19 protein-coding genes are annotated in these 22,579 nt (G+C 44.3%); 2 read left to right on the top strand and 17 right to left on the bottom strand.

Features of this window, described 5'->3' with window-relative positions; all coding sequences use genetic code 11:
- Window positions 1-2: 2 nt before the first annotated feature.
- The 8 genes from murA to Ami103574_RS03815 all read right to left on the bottom strand — a co-directional run bounded on the left by murA (window position 3) and on the right by Ami103574_RS03815 (window position 6,585).
- Window positions 3-1,265: a UDP-N-acetylglucosamine 1-carboxyvinyltransferase gene (murA, locus tag Ami103574_RS03850; RefSeq protein ID WP_163065368.1), complete on the bottom strand. Its 1,263-nt coding sequence runs from the start codon at window positions 1,263-1,265 to the stop codon at window positions 3-5.
- 402 nt (window positions 1,266-1,667) lie between these two features.
- A complete protein-coding gene (locus Ami103574_RS03845) occupies window positions 1,668-2,735 on the bottom strand; it encodes a type IV pilus twitching motility protein PilT (protein WP_163065367.1) in 1,068 nt (355 codons plus the stop codon).
- 23 nt (window positions 2,736-2,758) lie between these two features.
- Window positions 2,759-3,256, bottom strand: a complete 498-nt coding sequence (locus tag Ami103574_RS03840) for a hypothetical protein (RefSeq protein ID WP_163065366.1) — start codon at window positions 3,254-3,256, stop codon at window positions 2,759-2,761.
- Window positions 3,246-3,644, bottom strand: a complete 399-nt coding sequence (locus Ami103574_RS03835; RefSeq protein ID WP_163065365.1) for a hypothetical protein — start codon at window positions 3,642-3,644, stop codon at window positions 3,246-3,248. The genes Ami103574_RS03840 and Ami103574_RS03835 overlap by 11 nt, the downstream gene beginning before the upstream one ends.
- A complete protein-coding gene (locus Ami103574_RS03830) occupies window positions 3,637-4,134 on the bottom strand; it encodes a DUF4860 domain-containing protein (protein WP_163065364.1) in 498 nt (165 codons plus the stop codon). Before Ami103574_RS03830 ends, Ami103574_RS03835 begins: the two co-directional genes overlap by 8 nt.
- A 9-nt stretch (window positions 4,135-4,143) precedes the next feature.
- Complete coding sequence (locus tag Ami103574_RS03825; RefSeq protein ID WP_330587181.1) at window positions 4,144-4,431, bottom strand: hypothetical protein; 288 nt, start codon at window positions 4,429-4,431, stop codon at window positions 4,144-4,146.
- Between the two features lie 18 nt (window positions 4,432-4,449).
- Window positions 4,450-5,478, bottom strand: a complete 1,029-nt coding sequence (locus tag Ami103574_RS03820) for a type II secretion system F family protein (RefSeq protein WP_163065362.1) — start codon at window positions 5,476-5,478, stop codon at window positions 4,450-4,452.
- Window positions 5,479-5,625: 147 nt separating this feature from the next.
- Complete coding sequence (locus tag Ami103574_RS03815) at window positions 5,626-6,585, bottom strand: transglutaminase domain-containing protein (RefSeq protein WP_163065361.1); 960 nt, start codon at window positions 6,583-6,585, stop codon at window positions 5,626-5,628.
- A gap of 118 nt (window positions 6,586-6,703) precedes the next feature.
- Between Ami103574_RS03815 and Ami103574_RS03810 the strand changes: the two genes are divergently transcribed.
- Window positions 6,704-8,344 (top strand): exosporium glycoprotein BclB-related protein, encoded by a 1,641-nt coding sequence (locus Ami103574_RS03810; protein WP_163065360.1) that lies wholly within the window; start codon window positions 6,704-6,706, stop codon window positions 8,342-8,344.
- A gap of 71 nt (window positions 8,345-8,415) precedes the next feature.
- Here Ami103574_RS03810 and Ami103574_RS03805 read toward each other — a convergent pair whose 3' ends face one another.
- Entirely contained in the window at window positions 8,416-9,627 is a 1,212-nt protein-coding gene (locus Ami103574_RS03805; protein ID WP_163065359.1) for a BTAD domain-containing putative transcriptional regulator, read from the bottom strand.
- Window positions 9,628-9,940: 313 nt separating this feature from the next.
- Between Ami103574_RS03805 and Ami103574_RS03800 the strand changes: the two genes are divergently transcribed.
- On the top strand, window positions 9,941-10,492 hold the full coding sequence (locus Ami103574_RS03800; protein WP_246213191.1) for a class D sortase: 552 nt from the start codon (window positions 9,941-9,943) through the stop codon (window positions 10,490-10,492).
- 103 nt (window positions 10,493-10,595) lie between these two features.
- Here Ami103574_RS03800 and Ami103574_RS03795 read toward each other — a convergent pair whose 3' ends face one another.
- The 8 genes from Ami103574_RS03795 to clpX all read right to left on the bottom strand — a co-directional run bounded on the left by Ami103574_RS03795 (window position 10,596) and on the right by clpX (window position 22,577).
- A complete protein-coding gene (locus Ami103574_RS03795; protein WP_163067913.1) occupies window positions 10,596-15,554 on the bottom strand; it encodes a VWA domain-containing protein in 4,959 nt (1,652 codons plus the stop codon).
- Between the two features lie 23 nt (window positions 15,555-15,577).
- Entirely contained in the window at window positions 15,578-16,153 is a 576-nt protein-coding gene (locus Ami103574_RS15795; RefSeq protein WP_246213190.1) for a hypothetical protein, read from the bottom strand.
- A 288-nt stretch (window positions 16,154-16,441) separates the two neighbouring features.
- Entirely contained in the window at window positions 16,442-17,014 is a 573-nt protein-coding gene (pduL, locus tag Ami103574_RS03785) for a phosphate propanoyltransferase (RefSeq protein ID WP_163065357.1), read from the bottom strand.
- Window positions 17,015-17,113: 99 nt separating this feature from the next.
- Window positions 17,114-17,650 carry a hypoxanthine phosphoribosyltransferase gene (hpt, locus tag Ami103574_RS03780; RefSeq protein ID WP_163065356.1) on the bottom strand — a complete coding sequence of 179 codons (537 nt, stop codon included), beginning with the start codon at window positions 17,648-17,650 and terminating at the stop codon, window positions 17,114-17,116.
- Window positions 17,640-17,990, bottom strand: coding sequence for a YkvA family protein (locus Ami103574_RS03775; protein ID WP_163065355.1), 351 nt, complete (start codon window positions 17,988-17,990; stop codon window positions 17,640-17,642). Before Ami103574_RS03775 ends, hpt begins: the two co-directional genes overlap by 11 nt.
- A 22-nt stretch (window positions 17,991-18,012) precedes the next feature.
- Entirely contained in the window at window positions 18,013-18,618 is a 606-nt protein-coding gene (gene yihA / locus Ami103574_RS03770; protein ID WP_163065354.1) for a ribosome biogenesis GTP-binding protein YihA/YsxC, read from the bottom strand.
- A 57-nt stretch (window positions 18,619-18,675) separates the two neighbouring features.
- Entirely contained in the window at window positions 18,676-20,967 is a 2,292-nt protein-coding gene (lon, locus tag Ami103574_RS03765) for an endopeptidase La (RefSeq protein WP_163067911.1), read from the bottom strand.
- A gap of 332 nt (window positions 20,968-21,299) precedes the next feature.
- Window positions 21,300-22,577, bottom strand: a complete 1,278-nt coding sequence (gene clpX, locus Ami103574_RS03760) for an ATP-dependent Clp protease ATP-binding subunit ClpX (RefSeq protein WP_163065353.1) — start codon at window positions 22,575-22,577, stop codon at window positions 21,300-21,302.
- Window positions 22,578-22,579 lie beyond the last annotated feature (2 nt).

Below are 22,579 nucleotides of genomic sequence, written 5' to 3'. Positions count from 1 at the left end.
GTTCACTCTTCCACCCGAATAATGGTGGCTCCCAACGCCCGGAACTTCTCTACAAACTTCTCATAGCCTCGTTCGATATGGTAAATCTCAGAAATCTCCGTCGTTCCTTCTGCCGTCAATCCAGCCAGCACTAAGGCCGCTCCCGCTCGTAAGTCGGTGGAAATCACCTGTGCCCCCTGAAGAACCTTCTCTCCTTGGATAACAGCACTTCGGCCTTCAATTTTAATGTTGGCACCCATACGGTTTAATTCCCCTACATTCATATAGCGGTTTTCAAACACGGTTTCGATAACAATGCTGGAACCTTTTGCCGTGGCCAGCAAAGACATAAATTGAGACTGCATATCTGTAGGAAAGCCTGGATAAGGCAAGGTTTTAATATCCGTAGATATCAGCGGCCCTACATCTCCCCGCACAATCATTCCTTCATCTGTAATCTCTACCGCGGCGCCACATTCCTTTAATTTGGCAATCACCGGCTTCACGTGATCCGGAACCACATTTCTCAGCAGCACACACCCTCTGGTGATGGCTGCCGCCACCATGAAGGTCCCCGTTTCAATCCGGTCTGGAATAACAGAGTGCTTCGCTCCGTGAAGGGCAGCTACCCCCTCAATCTTAATGGTATCCGTACCAGCTCCCTTGATTCTGGCTCCCATGCGATTCAGGAAATTAGCCAAATCTACAATCTCTGGTTCTTCTGCTACATTTTCTAAAATGGTGGTTCCTTCCGCCAGCACAGCGGCCATCATAATGTTTTCTGTCGCTCCTACGCTGGGAAAGTCCAGATAGACATTATTCCCTACCAGTCGCTCTGCCACCGCTTCTACATAGCCGTGGCCTTCTTTAATCGTCGCTCCCAGTGCCTGGAAGCCTTTCAAGTGCAAATCAATAGGCCGAGCTCCGATAGCACAGCCGCCTGGCAGCGCAATTCGAGCCCTTCCCGTCCTAGCTAAAAGAGGCCCCATGACTAAGATGGATGCCCTCATCTTTTTTACCAGCTCATAAGGTGCCTCACAGGTGGTTACCTCTCTGGCTTCTATGGTAAGCATGTTGTCTTTGTACTCTTCTTTTACCTCTGCGCCCAGGCTTCTGAGCAGCCTGCACATCACGTCTACGTCCCGAAGTGCCGGAACTTCTGTCAGCTCACAGGATTCGCCTGTTAAAACAGTCGCCGCCATAATAGGAAGAACGGCATTCTTCGAGCCGCTTATCGTCACTTCTCCTCTAAGGGGCCCACTTTTCTGAATTAAATATTTAGCCAACTTTCCCTCCAAAACAGTCTATATTATGTATCCTTCTCGTCATTATTTTCTGCTGTAATTCAATAGTCTTTTTTCAGTGGTGCGCCTCTATTTTTTATGCAAAAAGTTTCCTTCAGCGCACTTTAAATATTATACCATCATTATTTTATTTTACAAGAAAAATAATTTCATCTCAGAAAGTTATCCGCAAACAAGTTTTTCCAATTTATGCTAAAACCACAAAAGAGTTATAAAAAATTGGGATTTTACAAAAAAAACAGACCTTTTGGGTCTGTATGTCACCCTTTGCAAACAATAAAGAAAGAAGCTGTCTTCGATGCTAAAGGGGGACAAAACATACTATTTTAATAGCTTCTTTCTTTACAAGTTTATTATGCACCGGTGCGTCAGAAAATAAACATCTTATTGGTTTCTTTCTAAGCGCTTTTCAAAAAATTCACGATTGGTACTATAGTTCAGCGCTATATCTTTGGTGATGGCACCAGCCCTGTACAAATTCATCAGGCTGTTGTCCATAGAAATCATGCCCTCCTCCTGACCGGCAGCGATGACCGAATCAATCTGATGATTTTTTCGCTCCCGTATCATATTGCGAATAGCATTGTTTAGGAACATGATTTCAAAAGCCGGCAGCGTACTCTCGTCCACTGCTGGAAGAAGCTGTTGAGATACCACCGCTTGGAGTACCATGGCCAGCTGAATTCGAATCTGACTCTGCTGATTTTCCGGAAAAGCATCGATGATTCGATCCACCGTGTTGGCTGCTCCAGTGGTGTGCAAGGTGGAGATAACTAGGTGCCCGGTCTCTGCGGCTGTCATAGCTGTACGAATGGTCTCATAATCCCGCAGTTCCCCCAGCAGAATTACGTCAGGGGCCTGACGTAGTGCCGCTCGAAGAGCAGATACATACCCTACCGTATCCGTGGTAATCTCTCGCTGAGTGACGATACTTTTCTGATGTCGGTGAAGGTACTCAATCGGGTCCTCCAGCGTAATCACATGAACATCTCGTGTTTTATTAATTCGATCAATGATACAGGCCAGCGTGGTGCTCTTGCCACTTCCGGCTGACCCTGTAACCAGGACCAAACCTTTTTTCATGTTGGCAATATCGATAACGGTCTCTGGTATATGCAGCTCCCGGAAATCCGGTAAATCAAAGTTTACCACCCGGATTACTGCCGCCAGAGAGCCTCGTTGCTTAAAGACACTGGTTCTAAAGCGGGAGAGGCCCTTCACGGAAAAGGAAAAGTCATCATCTCCCAACTGGTTAATCTTATCCATAGACCGATTCCCAGCTAGTTCATAAATTTCCTCTATGATGCTGGCCAATTCCTCTGGCAGCAGCTTTTTCTCCTCATAGGGAGAAATTTTTCCGTTAATTTTTAAAGTGAAACCTACCCCAGGAATTAAAAAAATATCCGACGCATTCTGTTCCACCGCTATATTTAATACTTTTAATGCCTTCATTTCCTTTTCTCCGTCCATTGTATTTATTCAAAGATATCGCCGCCATCCCATACCGGCATGCTGTCATCTATCTGGTAATCCACTTTATTCTGGATATTCCAGGACCTTACAATAAAGTTTTCTCCGCCGGTACCGATCTCCTCAAAACTTTTCAGCTGCAACTGAATGGACAGAAACTGCTCCGTATCCGTATCTAGTGCATAATTGATGCAATCGGTTTCTTGGTCAAAGGCTTCCGGAAAGGACTCCTTCACCAACTCCTGAAACTGTGCGGAACTGCCCGCCTGCTGTGCCAGCTCCTCCAGCTTCCTGTCTACCTGCCGCTTAAGCTTCTCCCCTTCCCCATCGACCTTATAATAAGCCTGAACACTCTGCTCGTTCTTTTCCGCCAACCGATAGTCTGCTTTAGCGCTGGCTAAAGATAAGGTAGCGAACACCACTAGGCACAACACGGTGAAAATCAGCACCAGAGAACTAACTCCAATCTGAATTCTCTGTTTGTTGTCTTTTTTACTCTCCATGTCGCACCTCACCTGATAAATATCGGCTTACAGAAAGTGTACATACTTCTTGTTTCTCATCTGCTCCCTCATAGATCGTAATCTCTGCCTCCAACAGCTGATCCGTTGTCTGTTCCTGAACCCCTACCATAAACCGTCCCGCCGTTGCTGTACTGATTTCTTCCGCTGCCTGAGCTATAGCCGAGCTGCTGGGATCTTCCATACCCTTGATGGTCTCCGCCATGGACTGTGCCGTCAGCAGGGCCTGATTTAAGGCCCGCCCATCCCGGCTCATGTTGTCAGCCTTAACAAAGGCATTGAGGCACAATGCCGCACAAAGGGCAAAAAAGGCTGCTACACAAATAAATTCCATGAGGAATAGCTGCGCCGAAGATTGCTTCCTACTCATAAGCCTCCTCCTGACTCCGCAGGGACAGCAGCAAGTACTCACCGCCGACCTCCTGGGTCTCAATCCGCAGCAGCTGTTCGCCGACCATCTCCAGATTCAGGTCCTTCAGTTTCATGATATCCATGCCATCCGCCAGTGATAGTCCACTGTCTTCACTGGAAAATAACTCTTTCAACTGCCCATCTTGGCAATATATTAAGGTGCTGTAATCTCCCGAATCGTACTGCTCCACGAGCTTTAAAACTGGTGTTCCTTCTATATTTTCCACAGAAATCATTCCCGCTTTGTCACTCTGCTTCACCTTGTTCGATATATAAGATAACGCCGTCGTCCCGCCGAAGTTCTCATCCATTCGGTCTTGAATATTCTGGTACACCTGCGCTCCAAACAAAATAGTAAAGACCGCACTGATAACCAACGAAAATAGAAGTACCATGGTAAACAGAAACTGGATAGACTGACCACTATTATAAAATCCTCTACTCTTCATCAACTTCTCCTATACCCGGGAAACGGTAATATCCGGCATGATGTTGGAAGCAAAGCCTTCATAAAATACCGCATACTTGTCCGTATCAACCTGAACCCCATAGTTCTCCACCAAGTAATCTACTGACGCCGGATACCGACCCTCTATGGCGTAACACTGAACGGAAGCTCGTTGGATAGCTTGCTGCAAAGCAGCAGCACCCTCCTGATCTGTTCGCTGGGAAATCCCATTGATGGCGTACACAAAACTACCAACAACCCCTATAAAAACTGCTATGGATATTATGTAATTCTTCAAATTTTTCACCACCTTACATCAGCCTATGGATGCCATAATTCCAACCAGTGGCATCATGACAGATAGCAGAATCAATCCGACAACAGAGGCCAAAATCACCACCATGGTAGGCTCAAAACGAAGAATCATGTTGTCGATGGAAGTATCCACTTCTTCTTCATACTTTTTAGCCAGCTTGTCAAAGATCGCGTCTGCCTTTCCGGAGCGAACGCCTACCTTAATCATCTGCATATCCAAACCGCTGAAAATATCCGCCTTTTTCAAGGAATCGTAGAGGGATTCCCCCCGCTCGATCTGCTCCTTGCAAATCAGCAGTTTGTCTTGAAGCTTTTTCTGAGATACCAACGCTAGGGCTAGCCCCATACCGGATTCAATTTCCAATCCGCTCTTTAAAGAAATGGCCAGCACCGCAGATAATCTACGCTTGGCCAGGGTTCCAGCAATGCCGCTTTTCTCCTTCATAACTTGTAAAACATGCTCTGCCCACAACTGACCTTTTCCCTTTCGAGAGGAAACCATAACTCCAGCGGCCAGCAACAGTAGTAATAGAATCACCACGATTACAGCTCCACTAAAAATGGTTCCAATCTGTACCGCACTTTTGGTAATAGGCGACAACTGGGCCCCCAGCTGCCTATAGACCTCCTCAAACACAGGCATGACCTTAGTGAGCAGCACGAACAGTACCACCATCAGCATAGTCACCATAATCAAGGGATACGTCAGGGCATTTTTAATGGTTTGAGCTAGTGAACTCTCTTTTTCATAATAATTAGATAGAGATTCCATGATAATCTCCAGATTCCCGGTCTGTTGTCCTACCCTAGTCATCTGAATTAGATAATCTGGAAATTGCCCTGCTTTAGCCATTGTATCTGCCAAAGGTATACCGACCTCTACGTCTTCCGACATGCTGGTAAACAAAGCCTTATCCCCTTGCCGTTCTGCATCCTCTGCCAACACAAGCAGGGCGGTATCGATAGAGAGGCCTGCTCCCAGCAAGAAGGCAATCTGCATACAAAATGATGATAATTCTTTTGCTTTCATACTTATTCCTCGCGCAATTATATCCACAAAAGGGCAAATATTTCTATCTGCCCTTTGTGTGTTTAATAACCTATCAAGCTGTCAAACAGCTTGTTGACAAACTTATGTAAGTGAGTTACAAATCTGTTAATCTGTAACTGATTGGTGCTAATAAATATACTTCGCCGAATAGTTGCTGGCCGTGCCGATATACTTCATGATGGATTCGCTCTTCTTCCCCGAAGAAGCAAAAGTCGGGTCCATCATCTGCCATTGCTTGCCATCGAAATAAATCATGCCGTCTACCCAGCCCGTCTCTGCCGTATATACATTAATCCATGCGTGATACACTTTTCCAGAATAACCGACCACCAGCTTGCACGGTATCTTCTGAGAGCGAAGCATAGCCGCCATGACAGATGCATAATCAAAGCAGATACCCTTTTTAGCTACCAGTACCGCATCAACGTTCGGCAAATATCCAGACTGTACGTTGACGGCTTTGGTGGTATCATAGGTAATATTCTTCACTGCATAGTCATAAATGAGCTCTACCTTTTTTAGGTCATCAGTAGTACTGCTGGTCACCTGAGCCCCTATTTTTACCGTATTACTGTTAGCTGTAAAGTTTACATACTGGTTTGGGTACAGAAACGGCAAATACTGATTGGCCAGCTTAACAGAAATATCTTTGCTAAATGCCTGGGAATACTTGGTTCCAGCGACATTTTCAAAGACCTTGATGGAATAAGTGCCGTTACCGTCAGTCAGCGGAAAGACCTCATAGGCGGCTCTAGCGTTCAAGTTGTAGGTATATGTCGTACCAGAACTCTTGGTAATCTGAATCTTGATTTTCTGGTTCTTTCCGCTGTACTTAATCATCACGTATCCTTGACTGCTGTTGGAAGCATCCAGCACCACACTTCCGCCCGTATAGGACACCGTTCCTGGCGCCGCAGGAGTCAATACTGTTATTGGGGAATTAGCCAGAGGCACAGCCGCATCTTCAATAGTCACTTCTGCAATCTGCGCATTTTCCAAGCCACTCGGATTATAAGCAGCGCCGCATCCTGTTATCACCATCAATCCACTAACAAGACCCACTAACACAAGCTTTGTTTTTTTCATAAAAATCGCCTCCTTTATTCGCAAAATTTTAACATTTATATAAAAATTTCATATAGTAGTATATAGGGCTTATACCCTATAAATACTTGTATTAAACTATTTTAGGAGCGTTGATAATATGCTTATAAACAAACATTTAGCTGATAACTCTGAAACTCAGATTCTCAGTTCCGCTCTCCAGGAGAAGCTCGAGGCCTCTCAGCAGGTAAAAGCTTGCAACTCCCCTTGTTTCTCTCCAACGGGATATCCTGGTCAGTCGTGCTATCCGCGTCCTCCAGGGCCTCCGTGCCCTCCAGGACCTCCAACCCCTCCAGGTATTGGCCCAACCGGACCTACTGGTCCGAGAGGTCCACAGGGCCCACAAGGTCCTCAGGGTCCGCAAGGTCCTCAGGGAACGCAGGGCCCTCAGGGTGATGCCGGTCCTGCCGGTATCCAAGGTCCTGCCGGCCCTGCCGGTGCCCAAGGTCCTGCTGGAGCTATAGGCCCTACCGGTCCTCAAGGAAATGCCGGTCCTGCCGGTATCCAAGGCCCTGCCGGCCCTGCTGGTGCCCAAGGCCCTGCTGGAGGTCTCGGACCTACTGGTCCTGCCGGTGCCCAAGGCCCTGCTGGTCCTGCTGGCGTTCAAGGTCCTGCCGGTGTTCAAGGTCCTGCTGGTGATATCGGTCCTACTGGTCCTCAGGGAACCGCCGGTCCTGCTGGCACTCAGGGTCCTGCCGGTCCTGCCGGTGCTCAAGGTCCTGCTGGTGATATCGGTCCTACCGGTCCTGCCGGTCCTGCCGGTCCTGCCGGTCCTGCCGGTGCCCAAGGTCCTGCTGGCGCTATAGGTCCTGCTGGTCCTCAGGGTGATGCTGGTCCTGCTGGTGCTCAGGGTCCTGCCGGTCCTGCCGGCGCTCAGGGTCCTGCTGGTGATATCGGTCCTGCTGGCCCTGCCGGTGCTCAAGGTCCTGCCGGTCCTGCCGGTCCTCAGGGTCCTGCTGGTGATATCGGTCCTGCTGGCCCTGTTGGCCCTGCTGGTCCTGCTGGTGCCCAAGGCCCTGCTGGTCCTGCTGGTGATATCGGTCCTGCTGGCCCTCAGGGTGATGCTGGTCCTGCTGGCGCTCAAGGTCCTGCCGGTCCTGCCGGTGCTCAGGGTCCTGCCGGTGAAATAGGCCCTACTGGTCCTCAAGGCGAAGCCGGCCCTGCTGGCCCTACTGGTCCTACTGGTGCTCTCGGCCCTACCGGTCCTACTGGTGAACCGGGCGCAGGCGCCATTATCCCATTTGCCTCTGGTCTTCCGATTACCATGACCTCCATTTTAGGCGGTCTGGCTGGTTTACCTGCTTTTGTAGGATTTGGCAATTCCGCACCAGGCTTAACCGTACTGGGATCAACCATTGATATTACCAATGCAGCAGGAACACTGTCTAACTTTGCTTTTTCAGTGCCGCGTGACGGTATTATCACCGACTTGAGTGCTTTCTTCAGTACAACGCTGGCATTGACTCTGACTGGCACCACCGTTACTGTAAATGCACAGCTTTATAGCTCTGTTACACCGGACAATGTATTCTCACCTATTCCAGGTGCTCTGGTTAATTTAGCTCCACCGCTCACCGGAATTGTCACCATTGGTGATATCAGTTCTGGAACAACGACGGGGTTAGCTATTCCAGTGACTGCAGGAACACGTCTCATGTTAGTGTTCTCTATTACTGCAGAGGGAATAACGTTGCTGAACACTGTAACCGGTTACGCAAGTGCTGGTATTGGCATCTCATAAGAATAAAACGACCCAGTAAAACCTTTTACTATTGAGTTTTGTAACCGCCGGAAGATTCCGGCGGTTATTTTTTAGAAATGTTTCGGATCTAAAGGCTGCAGTTTATAATGCATGGTTACCACTTTGCTTACTTTATTTTTCTTATAGGCTGCTTGAATTCTTTTTCCTACCATATATCCATTTTCATAAGAAATGTCCGGAAGCATCACAACAAATTGCGAATGGCTATACCTAGAAAACAAATCACCTTTACGCAGAGTTTTGCCAATAGAAACTTTCAAGGATTCCATCGCTTCAGCCAAATATTTTTTTGATGGAATTTCGTCCTCTTTATCTGTTAGGGTGCACAGCATGATGAAAATGGACTCTCCTGTACGGTTGACACGTCTAGCAATAAACCGATAGATATCTTTAAATATCTGATATTCACAAAAATAACAGCATTCAGCCTGTCCACCTTCATTCAGATCTTCTTTGATAATTATCAAATCCGTTTCTACACTTTTCAACGTTTTCATAATCTCTCGATATAAACTTCTCAATTCACCTGACGGGTTTACACCCATCTCATCATAAAGCCGGTTTGTTATGGTTTCATAAGATAAAAGTGCTTCTTTGTGTCTTCCCATCTTTGTCAGACAATGAATATAGATTCTGTAAATATCTTCATCATAAGCATCGATACCTATTGCCTTTTCGCATACAGGCAGCATAAGTTCATAAGTTTCCTTTTTCTCTAAGAGCCGATATAAAGATATGATACTGTCTGTAAATAATCGATGGTAATATGTAGTAGAATGTGCTGCCCACTGGTCATACACTGCATGAGGCAAGAATTTGCCTTGATAGATAGAAATGGCCTGAAGATAGCAATCGATGGCGGTTTGCTCATCAATGCCTCCTTGTCTGGCCCGTTTATAGGACGCTAAAAATTCGTCCGTGTCTATGGTGTAATTGAGGCGCTCATTCCAGCTGTAACTGCCGCCGGACTGAACAATGTAAGTCTCTTTTGGGAGGCCGCTATCCGAAAGTAAACACCGCAACCGGTATGCCAGATTTTTTACTACTTTGGCTGGATCTCCGCTGCGCTCATCTGCGCATAAAAGCTCCGGCAATTCTTGACTGCCCAGCTTTCTGCTGTGGTTGGCCAGCAGGTATCCCAACAGAGACCATACCTTATGAATTTTCCCTTCATCTTCCAGTATGATTTCACCGTCGTATTCTAGCGCGAACCGACCTAGCATATAAATTTTAATTATTGGATTTTTCTCTTCTGTCGACATATAGTTTCCCTCTCCAGAATCTTGTAAATCACTCCCATTATATACTAATAATTACGTAATTTCAACGAGTTATTACATTTGATTATTTTTTAACTTCCTATTTCAATACGTTATAAATTATAATATAATCGTTCTATATCATGCTTGTTTTTAATATAAGCTAACTGAAAACAAATATTTTTTAATTGTGAAAGGAAAAGGTATACCGCTTGCTTTTATCGGCATACATGTGATATTTATGAAAAGAGTATCTACTTGGTTAATTATAATTGGCATAATCATATGCCTGATTCCCTTTGGCGGCAGACTGTATATGAGCTATCAACAGGATAAAATGTATCAACAATACATTGCTGCTTTAGAAATTGAAAATTCAGCACTTAATGAAACGTTTGAAGATACTGTGACAAGTGGTTCTTCCGTAATAATCCCCTCTTCAGTAGAAAGCAAACCCGTATCTCCTCGAAAGATTGAAAATGTTATTGGTCGAATTTCGATTCCTTCCATTTCATCAGATCAGCTTCTACTTGAAGGCTCCAGTTCTAAACAATTAAAATATGGTGCGGGTCATGTTACTGGCACGGCTCTCCCTGGTGACGTTGGCAATTGTAGTATAGCGGGCCATCGCAACTATACGTTTGGTTCATACTTTAATCGTCTTGATGAGGTACAAGTAAATGACCTTATTACTATTCAATATAATAACGCCACTTTTACCTATATAGTTACAGAAAGTTTTATAGTAGAACCTGACGATGTGTCAATTCTAGCCAGCACGCCTAATCTTTCAACGCTTACACTTATTACTTGTCACCCAAAAGGATCTAATGAACAAAGACTAATCATCAAAGGAATATTACAATAAATTTAACCTAAAATAAACACCTATTTAAGAGAGCTACAATCCAGTGGGTTAACCCTCAGACTGTAGCTCTCTTATTATGCATTAATAATTGATATTTAGAATACTATTGTTTTTCTTCTTTTCTTCTAATCATTGCACCTAATGCTAATATTACTGCTCCTACTCCAAAGTAACCTGCCATGCCAAATCCGCCAGTTTTAGGCAGCACTGCCAAAGGTACTTTTTCATCGAAAATTATTTGTTCATTATTTCCCGGTGCTTCCGCTAAAGGCACTGCCTCCTCTTCGATAATAACAGGATTATCGGCAAGAGGTACAGGCTCATCAGGAATATTTGTGCTAGGCGTAGGGTTACTTGGATTATTTTTTCCGCCATTTCCTCCGCCTCCGCCGCCACTAGGCTTCGAGCTAACCGTCTTCGTATAAACAATCGTCATTTCATTTTCGCCTGCATTATAGCTTACCGACATATTTTCATCGGAAGTCTGGCGAGTGAACCCGGATTTCGCAATTTCCTTTGCAGTAAATATTTTATCCGACTTGTTCCAGCTACCAAACTGTTCATTACCAAATTTAGCTATTGCCGTTTCAACCTCATCCGTTGTCTTATCGTTGTAGGAGTCATGGGTTTTATAAACATGGTTTACTTTCATCTCCACATTCTCACTTGCGTCATAATTATACACATAATTAATTACGATTAAGTTCGGATTTTCAGCATCTGCTAATTTTAAATAATCAATGGTGCAGTTTTCTGGATTGGCATCTTTAAACTGGTAGGTCAAGGCATTTTCACCCTCACCAAATACGTTTTTCTTGTCAGCAATAAATTTATTGCCTACCCAGGCCTGTTCTGTTTTGCCTGTAAATACCTCTTCATAAGTTCCGGCAAGAACACCAGGTAAAACTACAGCACTTTCTGCTGATTCTGGATTAATAATGGTGTCAGGCACTAACTCACTTACGTCGTGCTTATAATAATTGTGAACAACTTTTACCACTGTTCCCACGCGAGAATCAATTCTTTGGGTATAGTAGAAATTAATCGTATTCTCATTGCCCTCTTGCAAGGTTATGGTATATCCGTCTGAAAAATCAGAGGTAGCCTGTGCTTTATCTAATTCAACTGTTGGGATTTTTGAATCATCCGGCTTTAAATTCGGCACACCAGTAATAGTCTTCGTTGCATAACTATTTCCGCTTGAAGAGATTACTTCATCCAACACATATTCTTTATCTGCGTTGTCATTCCAATCTACAGTTCTATAGTAGTGATTTATTTTCCAGGATGAAGCCACGCTGTTGTCAGTAACCTTTGTATAATAGTAATCTACAGTAACTGCTGCATTTGACACAGTCAATGCCACATCATGTTCTGCATCCTGATTATGAGTATCTGTTCCCGACACCTGAACGTTCTGGAACGTATATCCCGCTTCATTTGCTACTACTTTTACATCTTCACCTACATAAGGCTGAGGCATTGTCACCTGATTTTCCTCTGTCGTTACAGTACTTTCCCCAACTTTATTAATGGTCTTATGACTGTAATGATGGTTGACCACCACGGAGGTCTTCGGCAGTTCCGTCGTGTGAATATATTTATATTCTACTGAATTTCCGTCCTCTGCCTCTGCTAAAGTAATATCTGCTCCTGGATTTGCCGCATCAGCGGTATAAGTGACACCATTGTATATCGGCACCATATCAACCGTATATTTTTCGCCTACATACATTTTTTCAGGAGTCGCTTTTCCTCCGTCCACCGTAAAGGCTTCCACTTCAGCAACCGTTGCCGTTCCTTCATCGTAATATCCAGCAACTCCTTTGACAACACTCATGGCCTTTTCCACATATTTGTGAATAACCTTTAAAGTTGTAGCCTTTAAATCACTATGCTCCCGTTCATATACAATTGTAATCGTTTCATTGGTTCCTTTTCTGAGAGTGATGGTTTCAAGGTTTTCACTCTTTAGTGTATAAGTCTCTCCGTCCCATTCCTCTTGCAGGGTAACATCAAAGACATCTCCCGCCTTCCCTGCATATTTATCGGTCTTCTCGTCGATGATACCTGGATAAGCTATAATGTCCTTGGTCACAATCTTACCATCTTCTACGGTAGTAAGTTTTGTGATATACGTATGGTGAACTTCTATATCAGCAGCCTCTCTCGTATCTTCCGTAATGTCATAGTATAAATTAATTTCATTGCTGCTTTGATTTAAAGTAATCTTACCATCTTTAGTAGATTCTTTCTCATTAAAGGTATACGCCTTCCCTTCATACTCGCCATCTTTATCTGCGGTATAAACAAAACCAACGTATAACTTTTCATCTGCATCGCCAACTTTTATTTGATTAATATCTTGGGATACACTGCCATCTTCTCTTACAACAGTCTCTACCTTGCTTGTGACCTCTCCTGTTTCTTCATCAACCGTTTCGTTATAAACCTTATCGTAGGTTCGATAAATGTGATTTACGGTTACGGATGTTGCTTCAGGTGCTACAGTGCAATGATAAGACAAATTAATTTCTAAAGTTCCAGAAGGTAATTCATATGCTTTAAGCTTACCAGCGTTTTCGCTGTCAGCATGGTAAACAGTCCCGTCATAACTTAGAATTTCTTCTGGGGTAAAGTGCTCACCTACATAATACTCGGTGTATTCCGTTTTTTCCGTAACCGGAGTTTCAGGTACCACGGTCAGCAATTTTCCATCTACAATCTTCTTTTCGGTCAAATAGTAATTGTGGGAAACAATTACTTTCGTTTCTTTTAGCGTAGATTTATCTGCATGCTTGATAAAGGTAATATTTATTACATTTGTATCTTCGCCAAGCTTTAACTCTACTTGATTTTTATCCGCATCGTACGTTCCATTATCAGTTTTTTCAAAAGAATAACCAGCTGTCACACCATTTACGGTTGACGTGGCAAAGGTGGAATGAGCTTTTACCTCCGTATTTTTTTCATATTCCTGAGGTTCAGAAACGGTAAAAACTTCCTCATATCTTCCGGTATCTGTATTAATGGCATAATTCCCAGTTTTATAAATTCTATTTACCACAACGGAAGTCTTCGCTCTTAAGTCTTGCTGTCCATCATAATACAGCTTTATTACTTTTCCAGCTTTAGGAATAGAACTTATAGTTTGTGAATCCGATTTCTGATTCAGCTGATATTTTACACCATCAAGTTCTGAAATCAATTGGGCTTCAAATTGATCTCCCACATATAAATTTTCTTTTTTCACTGTACTTTTCAGCACATAATCTGTACCTTCTATTTTGCTGCCATCAGCACGGATAATATCTGTTTTATAATAATGTTCCACCGTCACATCCGCTAAGTCTGGCATATACTTTAGCTTAAGAACATTTCCACTCTGAGAGGCAATAAGCTGTAATACGCTATCCCCTTCTACAAAATGATAATTGTCATTTACATACTTCTGAGCATACCCCTCCGGCGCATTAACCTGTGACCAAAGTCTTGCGATTCCTCCATCATCTACTTTAGTTGGTTCTGCGGGATAATCTTTTGTTTCTTTATCCCACTTATAGTATTCAATGGTATACGCAACTTCTGGAGCTTTTCCACTTACACTTGGTATCGTAAAATCTACAGTTTTTGCGTCAGGATCACTTCCATATTGGAACGTTAAGGTTGTTGCTCCATTTGTCGGGTACTCTTGTTGGTCTGCAAAGCCTTGTGCACTTGTATCCAGCTTTACTTTATAAGAATACGTGTATTCTTTTACACTTCCCTCAATAGTTGCATTTTCTTTTACTAAATTAAGGGTAAGCTTATTTCCTGAAAAAGTTGCATTTTCATCAAGTGCATTGCTCCCATCAAATAAAATAAATGCTCCCATCGGATCTTCAATTTTCAACCTAGACGTTTCAATGGTTGTTTCAATTTTTTCATTTATCTTTGAAAAAGCCTCAAAAAGAGCTGCCGCATTGTTGGCTTGGTAGTTTCCCGTTACTTGTACGTCCTTCGTCAGCCAGTTTGGCACGGTTTTTCCATTTACTTTTTCATCACTTACATTATAGGAAATAGTATATACGCTTGAATTATAACTTTTGATGGTACTGCATACAGATGGAACGTTTTCGTAGTCTTCTTGATCAACCTTTGTTCCACCTTCTCCAAGGAGAAAATCCGTGGCCCCTTCGTTGGAATCAACTACTGAAGAGGTTGGGACCCCATCTGTCAGCATAATCACGCTCTTATTTTCTATCTCACCTAAACTTCCGCCAGTTTGCTGGCCTGCATTTAATAAATTTCTAGCCAGCATCATTCCTGCTTCAATGTTAGTGCCGCCATCATCTTTGTAGCTTCTGGTTACACTATGGGTATGATTTTCATATCTTTTGTCAGATTTATGATGCCAATCATAAGCGAGTGCACATTTATTATAATCGCAATACCACCAGTCACCTTCCCAGTTCCATTTAATATAATTTTCTGCTCTTGTATAGTTTACTGAATACTTATTTGACACATCATTGATGGCATTTTTCGCAGCATTGGAAACTGTTCCATTCCCACCGTTAGCATTTATCCAACTGCTTACCGTTTTCCCTGAAGTGCCAAACTCCACTACAGATACCATCCGCTTTGCATCCCCTGCGTCTTTCACATAATTTGTCAGGAAATCATTTGCCGCATTCTTAGCGGATTGAAGTCGGGTAATAGAACCATCCTTATTCGTAATCATACTATTGGATACATCCATTACTAAAACTACGGCTGCATCCTTTTCCTTCGTTTCGGTTTGGACCTCGCCCTTTGTTTTTACCTGCAACGTAATTTGAAATTCATTATCGCCAGACAATTTGGCAATAGTTTTACTCACCGCAACAGCCGCTGAGTCAAAACTATTAACTTTCTGTCCACTCTTGTCGTAAAACAATTCACTGCCTTGTTTTACAACATTTGCAGTATTTGAAACGGCTGATGCAAATACAGACATCGGAATGGAATAAGAAAAAGCTACAACTAGCGCCAATACTACGGCCAACATCTTGTTGCATCTTTTATTGGGTATCCTTCTCATATTAGACCTCCTTTTAAAATTAATTAACCTATTTTATCGTCCAGTCCAAGGACTTCGGTCTGATAACCTTCTTCACATGCGCTGTCAATAATCTTAATCAACTCCAATGCACTTCTAAAGTTCAGTTCCTGCTTCTTTTCAACCCATTGGACAGTTCCTTGCCAACTGGCGTTTTGCCTGAATTTTATTTGCAAAATGAAAGTAGCCTTCTGACCTCTTTCACTACCAGTATCAAATTTTCTCATAGCTCTCTTTGCCTCCCTAATTTCTGCACTGCTGCTATTGGCATTTTTCTCTTTTTTTCTATAGCTCTCTTTCTCTGTGCGGAAATGACGCATTTCATTTGCTGCCGCCGGACAGTTCAGTTGGTCCATAACCTTTTCCAGCAGGAAAAGCAATTCGTGAACGTCTGCAAACCTCATCCCATCCCACTTCCTGTAGCCGAAAAACACCCGGCCTTCTAGAGCTCCTTTATATCTGCTATCAATGCAGACCCGGTATCTAGGTAAAAAGGTTAAGAGCTTTTCTGATTCGCCCATATCGTTTCCTTTCGCCTGTGGACATTCTTTTATTTTATCCTCTTTATTCCACTTTTCCATTATGTCAGACCCTGGTCACAAACCGGTCACATTTGGAAAAATTTTAAAAATTTATACAAGGAAAAAGAAGCCTTTATTATAGTACCCTGTCTTTTAGATACATTCCAGCAAATTTGTTCGCAAAATACCCGGCAATTTTGTCCATTTACAAGGGTTTCCGACCTTTTTCCGTCTTTTTTCGTCTTTTCATCCACAAACATGCAAAAACCGGCTAACAAAAAAACAGCCCCTTATCTTTTCAGATAAGAGACTGTTCTCGTTGTTTTCTTATATTGTTCTCAAATGCTATTATTTAATAATAGTACAGACCGCATCTGGACCACAGCCTGCTGCATTCCCTTCATCCGTATCCAAGTGGACTTCCCGCTCATGCTTATCACCTGCGCGAACCAACACGTTATCAAATACCAGGCCTCGTTCACCGCCAATCTTAATGCTGACTACGTCCTTATCCTTTACACCAGCTTCCTTGGCTTGGGCATCAGACAGGTGAACGTGTCTCAAGGCTACCATAACCCCATGGTCTAAATCCACTTCACCCTTAGGGCCAATCAGTTTGCACCCTGGCGTTCCTTCCAGCTTACCGGATTCCCGTACTGGAGCCTTAATGCCGATGGTTCTGGCATCAGTCATAGCAAGTTCTACCTGAGTTTCTGGTCTAGCAGGTCCCAATACCCGAATGCCTTTTAATGTACCCTTAGGCCCCACGATATCCACTTTTTCCTCGCAAGCAAACTGACCAGGCTGCACCAAGTCCTTAGTAGGGGTCAGCTTGTGGTCGGCTCCAAAGAGGGCAGCGATATGCTCATCACTTAAGTGCAGGTGTTTGTTTGACAATCCAATTTTTACTTCATAGCTCATTTTTCTCTTCTCCTTATTATGTATGAATCAATCACGCCTAAGCCATTCCCAGGCATAACCTTTAACGATGCTGCTCAGCTGTTGAGGCTAGTATTGCTTCTAGGACTCCAGATAGCTGATATATGGCAGGTTCCGGTATTTCTGGTCAAAGTCTAGTCCATAGCCGATAATAAACTTGTCCTCCACAGTAAATCCCACATAATCAGCCTCCAGCTCAGTACTCCTGCCCGAGGGCTTATCCAACAGGGAACATATCTTAATAGATTTTGGCTTTCTCCCCTCCAAATTCTGCCGGAGGTACTTCAAGGTGATGCCAGAGTCCACGATATCTTCCACGATGATAACGTTTCGGCCTTCAATGGAAGTATCCAAATCCTTTAAGATTCGTACTACACCGGAGGTCTTGGTGGACGCTCCATAGCTAGAACAGGCCATAAAGTCTATGGCACAATCCAATTTAATGTTCTTGACGATATCGGCCATCCACAGCACTGCACCCTTTAAGATGCCCACCACGAGGACTTCCTCGCCGGCAAAGTCTTCGGTAATCTGCGCACCGAGTTCCTGCGCCCGCTGCTGAATCTCCTCCTGAGTGATCATTACCGTGCCGATTTTGTCCTGATACTTATTTTCCATTGTCTGACTCCTTATTTTCATCCGCGTCCACTTCATAAGCCTCTGCGTCTATAATATCTTTTCCTTTATAGCTTTTAGATAAGTCCTCTGCCTTCTCGCCTAACCAATATTTGTCCAATTCATCTTTCAGATGCAGGAGAATCCAAATCCACAACACCAAATCATCCATCCAAGCGATAGGAAAAAGTACCGCCGGAATCAGATCAAGGGGCGAAATTAAATAGGCAATACCTAAAATAATCAACAGTTTTTTCCGTCGAGGCACCGTTTTATCCGCCATCATGGAACGAATGGCCTTGATTCGTTTAAAGATCACATTGAAACCAATAAATTGATACATTTGCTCTCCTTCGCCTCTAGCCTCACTCAGCTACATTGGCAGAAGAGGCCAGCAGATGCTCCAGCTCTTCCAGCAGGACCTCATGGCCCGTTCGCTTCAGCGCAGAAACTGGAATCACCTTATCTTCTGCGGATAATCCTAAAGTCTTTCTGATAACGCTGATACATTTTTGCTTTTCATTCGTCGAAACCTTGTCCGCCTTGGTAGCCACCACAATGCCGTCCAACCCAAAGTGGCGCAGATAATTGTACATCTGCACATCCTGCGCGGAAGGTTCATGGCGGATATCCACCAGCTGGACCACCTTTAATAAGGTGGTCCGTCCCTCTAGGTAGGTTTCAATCATCTGTCCCCAACCTTCGGACTGAGACCGAGAAATCTTGGCGTAACCGTATCCCGGCAGGTCTACAATACGAAAGTCATCGTTGACCCGGTAGAAGTTGATGGTTCGGGTCTTACCGGGATTCCCACTGGTCCTAGCCAGGTTTCGACGGTTGGTCAGCAGGTTCAGCAAGGAAGATTTACCCACATTGGAACGCCCTGCAAATGCAATCTCCGGTATATCCGTCTCTGGATATTGGCTGGGCTTTACCGCCACTGTCTCAATATCCGCCTTCTTTATAATCATATCACTTTTCCTTTTTATTTTCAATGTTCTTTAGCATCATTTCCGTCTCTGGCTGCCCTATTTCACCAAGGCATGCTCCAAAGCTTCATCTATGGTCTTGATTAGAACAAACTCTAATTTCTTTCGAATGTTAGCTGGAATATCCTCAATATCCCTCTCGTTGTCCACTGGCAGCAATATTTTAGTGATACCAGCCCGGTGAGCTGCCATAACCTTTTCCCGAATACCGCCCACAGGCAGAACCTTTCCGCGCAAGGTAATCTCACCAGTCATGGCAATATCCTTCCGCACTGGTGTATTGGTAAGGGTGGAAATAATGGCCGTACACATGGTCACGCCAGCAGATGGGCCGTCCTTCGGGGTGGCCCCTTCCGGAATGTGTATGTGTAAATCCTGAGTCTTGTAAAAATCCTCTGCAATACCCAGCTTCTTGGCCACGGTACGGATATAGCTGATTCCGGCCTTAGCCGACTCCTGCATAACCTCACCTAGTTGGCCAGTCAGCACCAGCTTTCCTGTTCCCGGTACACAAGTAGTTTCAATAAACAGCGTATCGCCGCCTACTCTGGTCCAGGCCAGCCCCGTCGTTACACCCACTTCATTTTCTCCTTGGATGATATCGTAGCGGAACCGCTTCTTACCCAAATAGCTTTCCAGATTCTTTGGCGTAATGCGATAGCTCTTCTCCTTATTAGAGACAATCTTTCTGGCCACTTTTCGGCACAGGTTAGCAATTTCTCGCTCCAGATTCCGCACCCCGGATTCTCTGGTGTAATAGTTGATTAAATCCCGGACCGTAGCTTCAGAAACACTGATATCCGTGGTTTTTAAACCATGTTCTTTTATTTTTTTAGGAACTAGGTACTTCTCCGCAATGTTGACCTTTTCCTCCTCGGTGTAGCCAGATACGTGTATTACTTCCATTCGGTCTAAAAGCGGCCGCGGGATGGTGTCGATGGTATTGGCCGTGGTAATAAACATCACCTTGGACAAGTCAAAAGGCACCTCCAGATAGTGATCCATAAATTCCTTATTCTGTTCTGGGTCCAACACCTCCAGCAGAGCAGAGGCCGGATCTCCTTTAAAGTCCGTACCAATCTTATCCACCTCGTCGAAGAGGAATACCGGATTATTGGTACCCGCTTCCTTAATGCTGGAAATCACCCGGCCCGGGATAGCACCAATATACGTCCGCCGGTGTCCTCGGATTTCTGCTTCGTCCCGGACTCCGCCCAGAGACATACGCACAAAATCTCGATTGATAGCTCTGGCTACCGACCGGGCAATCGAAGTCTTACCCACTCCCGGAGGGCCTACCAAGCAGAGTATAGGTCCCTTGATGCTGTTAGACAGCTGAATGACTGCTAAATATTCCAGCACCCGCTCCTTGACCTTTTCCAGTCCGTAATGATCGGTATTTAAAATTTTCTCTGCCTTTTTCAAGTCTATATTGGATTTAGCCGCCTTGTTCCAAGGCAGAGCTAAAATAGTCTCCACATAGGTGCGAATAACACTGCTTTCCGCCGAAGAAGGCTGGAGTTTGCTGAAACGCTTAATCTCCTTGCTGACCTTTTCCGCCGTTTTGGCCGGAAGCTTAAGCTTTTTCAGCTGTTTGTTCCAGTCATCTACCTCGTCTTCCACTTCCTCGCCCTGTCCCAGCTCATCTTGAATCACCCGCAGCTGTTCCCGCAAGTAATATTCCTTCTGATGCTTGTTAATAGCAGTCTTCAATTTGGAATTGATATCCTGCTCAATATGGAGGATTTCAATCTCCCGAATGAGGATTTGATTCACTTTTTCCAACCGCTCGTACACATCATAACATTCCAGAACTTCCTGCTTCTCCTGTAAACGAATAGACAAGTGTGAGGTGATTAAATCCGCCATACGCCCCGGCTGGTTGATGGACGAAATACTAGGCAGTACGTCCTTCGCAATCTTCGTGTGCAGGGACAAGTACTCCTCAAAGCTGGCCAAGGTAGCCCGCATAAGGGCCGTCGTCCGGCTGCTAGGTTCTTCACTTTCCGGTTCTGGGGCTGCCACCACTCGACACTTAAAATACGGTACTTCCAGAACTACTTCCCGAATTTCTCCTCGGCTGACTCCTTCTACCAAAACTCGAATGGAATCCCCAGGCAGCTTAAGCATCTGTTTAATCTTGGCGATAGTACCCACCTGATAGAAATCACCAATGGTTGGTAAGTCTGTATTTTCATCCTTTTGAGTGGCCAGGAAGATTCGCTGATTCATAATCATCGCTTTTTCTAAAGCCTGAATAGACTTTTCCCGTCCAATATCGAAATGCAGCACCATGGTCGGGAAAACGCATATGCCTCGAAGCGGAATCATCGGCAGCACTCGGCTGCCATCTTCTGCCACATCCTGTGGGTCTTCTTCGTCGTCTTCTTCCTCTTCCTGATTTTGGCCCTCGTCACCGAAATCGCCGATTTCCTCATAATCGCCGAATCCAGAAAGCAGCCGGTCTGATTCATCCAGTGCTTTCTCCAGTTCATCCTTTAATTTATCCAAAATTTCTTTCTTTTTTTGATCTGTCATATCTTTTCCTCCTGCAAACAAAATAAGATAAGCGACTCTGTCCGTATACATCCTTATTTCGGTCTGGCACAGGCAATCCTTTTTGAACCAAAATAAGGCGACATAATTGCCGCCTTGTCTTTTTCTTAAGATGCAGATTCTCGATTTTCCTCTTCGCTGGAATCTACAAGCACCAATGTTGGCATTATGTCATTGTCGATTGTACCCTTTGTGATGATGCACTTGCGCACATCGCTTCTTGACGGAATTTCATACATAATGTCTGTCATAATGCGTTCTAGTATACTTCTCAGGCCTCTGGCCCCGGTCTTTCGTTCAATTGCCTTTTCCGCTACCCGCTCAATTGCCTCCTGCTCAATCTCCAGTTCCACATCATCCATAGAGAACAGCTTTTTATACTGCTTCAACAAAGCATTTTTCGGCTCTGTAATGATGCGTACTAAGGCTTCCTTAGAAAGTTCTTCCAAGGTAACAATCACTGGCAATCGGCCTATAAACTCCGGGATCAGCCCATATTTCATCAAATCCTCCGGCTGAATCTTTTTCAAAAGTTCTTTAGTCTCTACCTGAGTATGGGTAATTTCCGAATTAAATCCGATAATCTTCTCCCCGATACGCCGCTGAATCACTTTGTCTAGTCCGTCAAAAGCGCCTCCGCAGATAAACAGCACATTCGTTGTATCGAATTGAATGAAGTCCTGATGCGGATGCTTCCTTCCGCCCTGTGGCGGTACGCTGGCGATAGTGCCTTCGAGAATCTTTAAAAGAGCCTGCTGTACACCTTCTCCGCTGACGTCTCTGGTAATGGACGGATTATCTGACTTTCTGGCAATCTTATCTATTTCATCCACATAGATGATGCCCTTTTGGGCCTTCTCAATGTCATAATCAGCTGCCTGAATAAGCTTTAGCAAGATGTTCTCCACGTCCTCACCCACATAGCCAGCTTCTGTTAAAGCGGTAGCATCTGCGATGGCAAAAGGTACGTTTAAAATCTTCGCTAATGTCTGAGCCAGCAAGGTTTTTCCCGACCCAGTGGAGCCAATCATGATGATGTTACTCTTCTGAATCTCCACCCCATCGTCAATTCGTCTCTTGGTGGCATTAATTCTCTTATAATGATTATATACTGCAACAGCCAATGCCTTCTTCGCATCGTCTTGTTCAATCACATAATCCGATAAAATCCGTGTGATGTCCATAGGCTTCAGCAGTTTAAAGCCTTCTTCCATCTTCTTGTCTTTTTCCATGGATGCAAACTCTTCCATTATAATATCTTGACAAAGCTCTACGCACTCATCACAGATATAAACTCCCGGGCCTGCTACCAATCGCCTCACCTGATCCTGAGGTTTTCCACAAAAAGAGCACTTCAGCTGTTTGCTTTCGTCATACCTGCTCATAT

It is taken from the genome of Aminipila butyrica (genome assembly GCF_010669305.1).
GTDB lineage: Bacteria > Bacillota > Clostridia > Peptostreptococcales > Anaerovoracaceae > Aminipila > Aminipila butyrica.
Note: the sequence above shows the minus strand (reverse complement) of the source record. Positions and strands in the feature narration are given on the sequence as shown.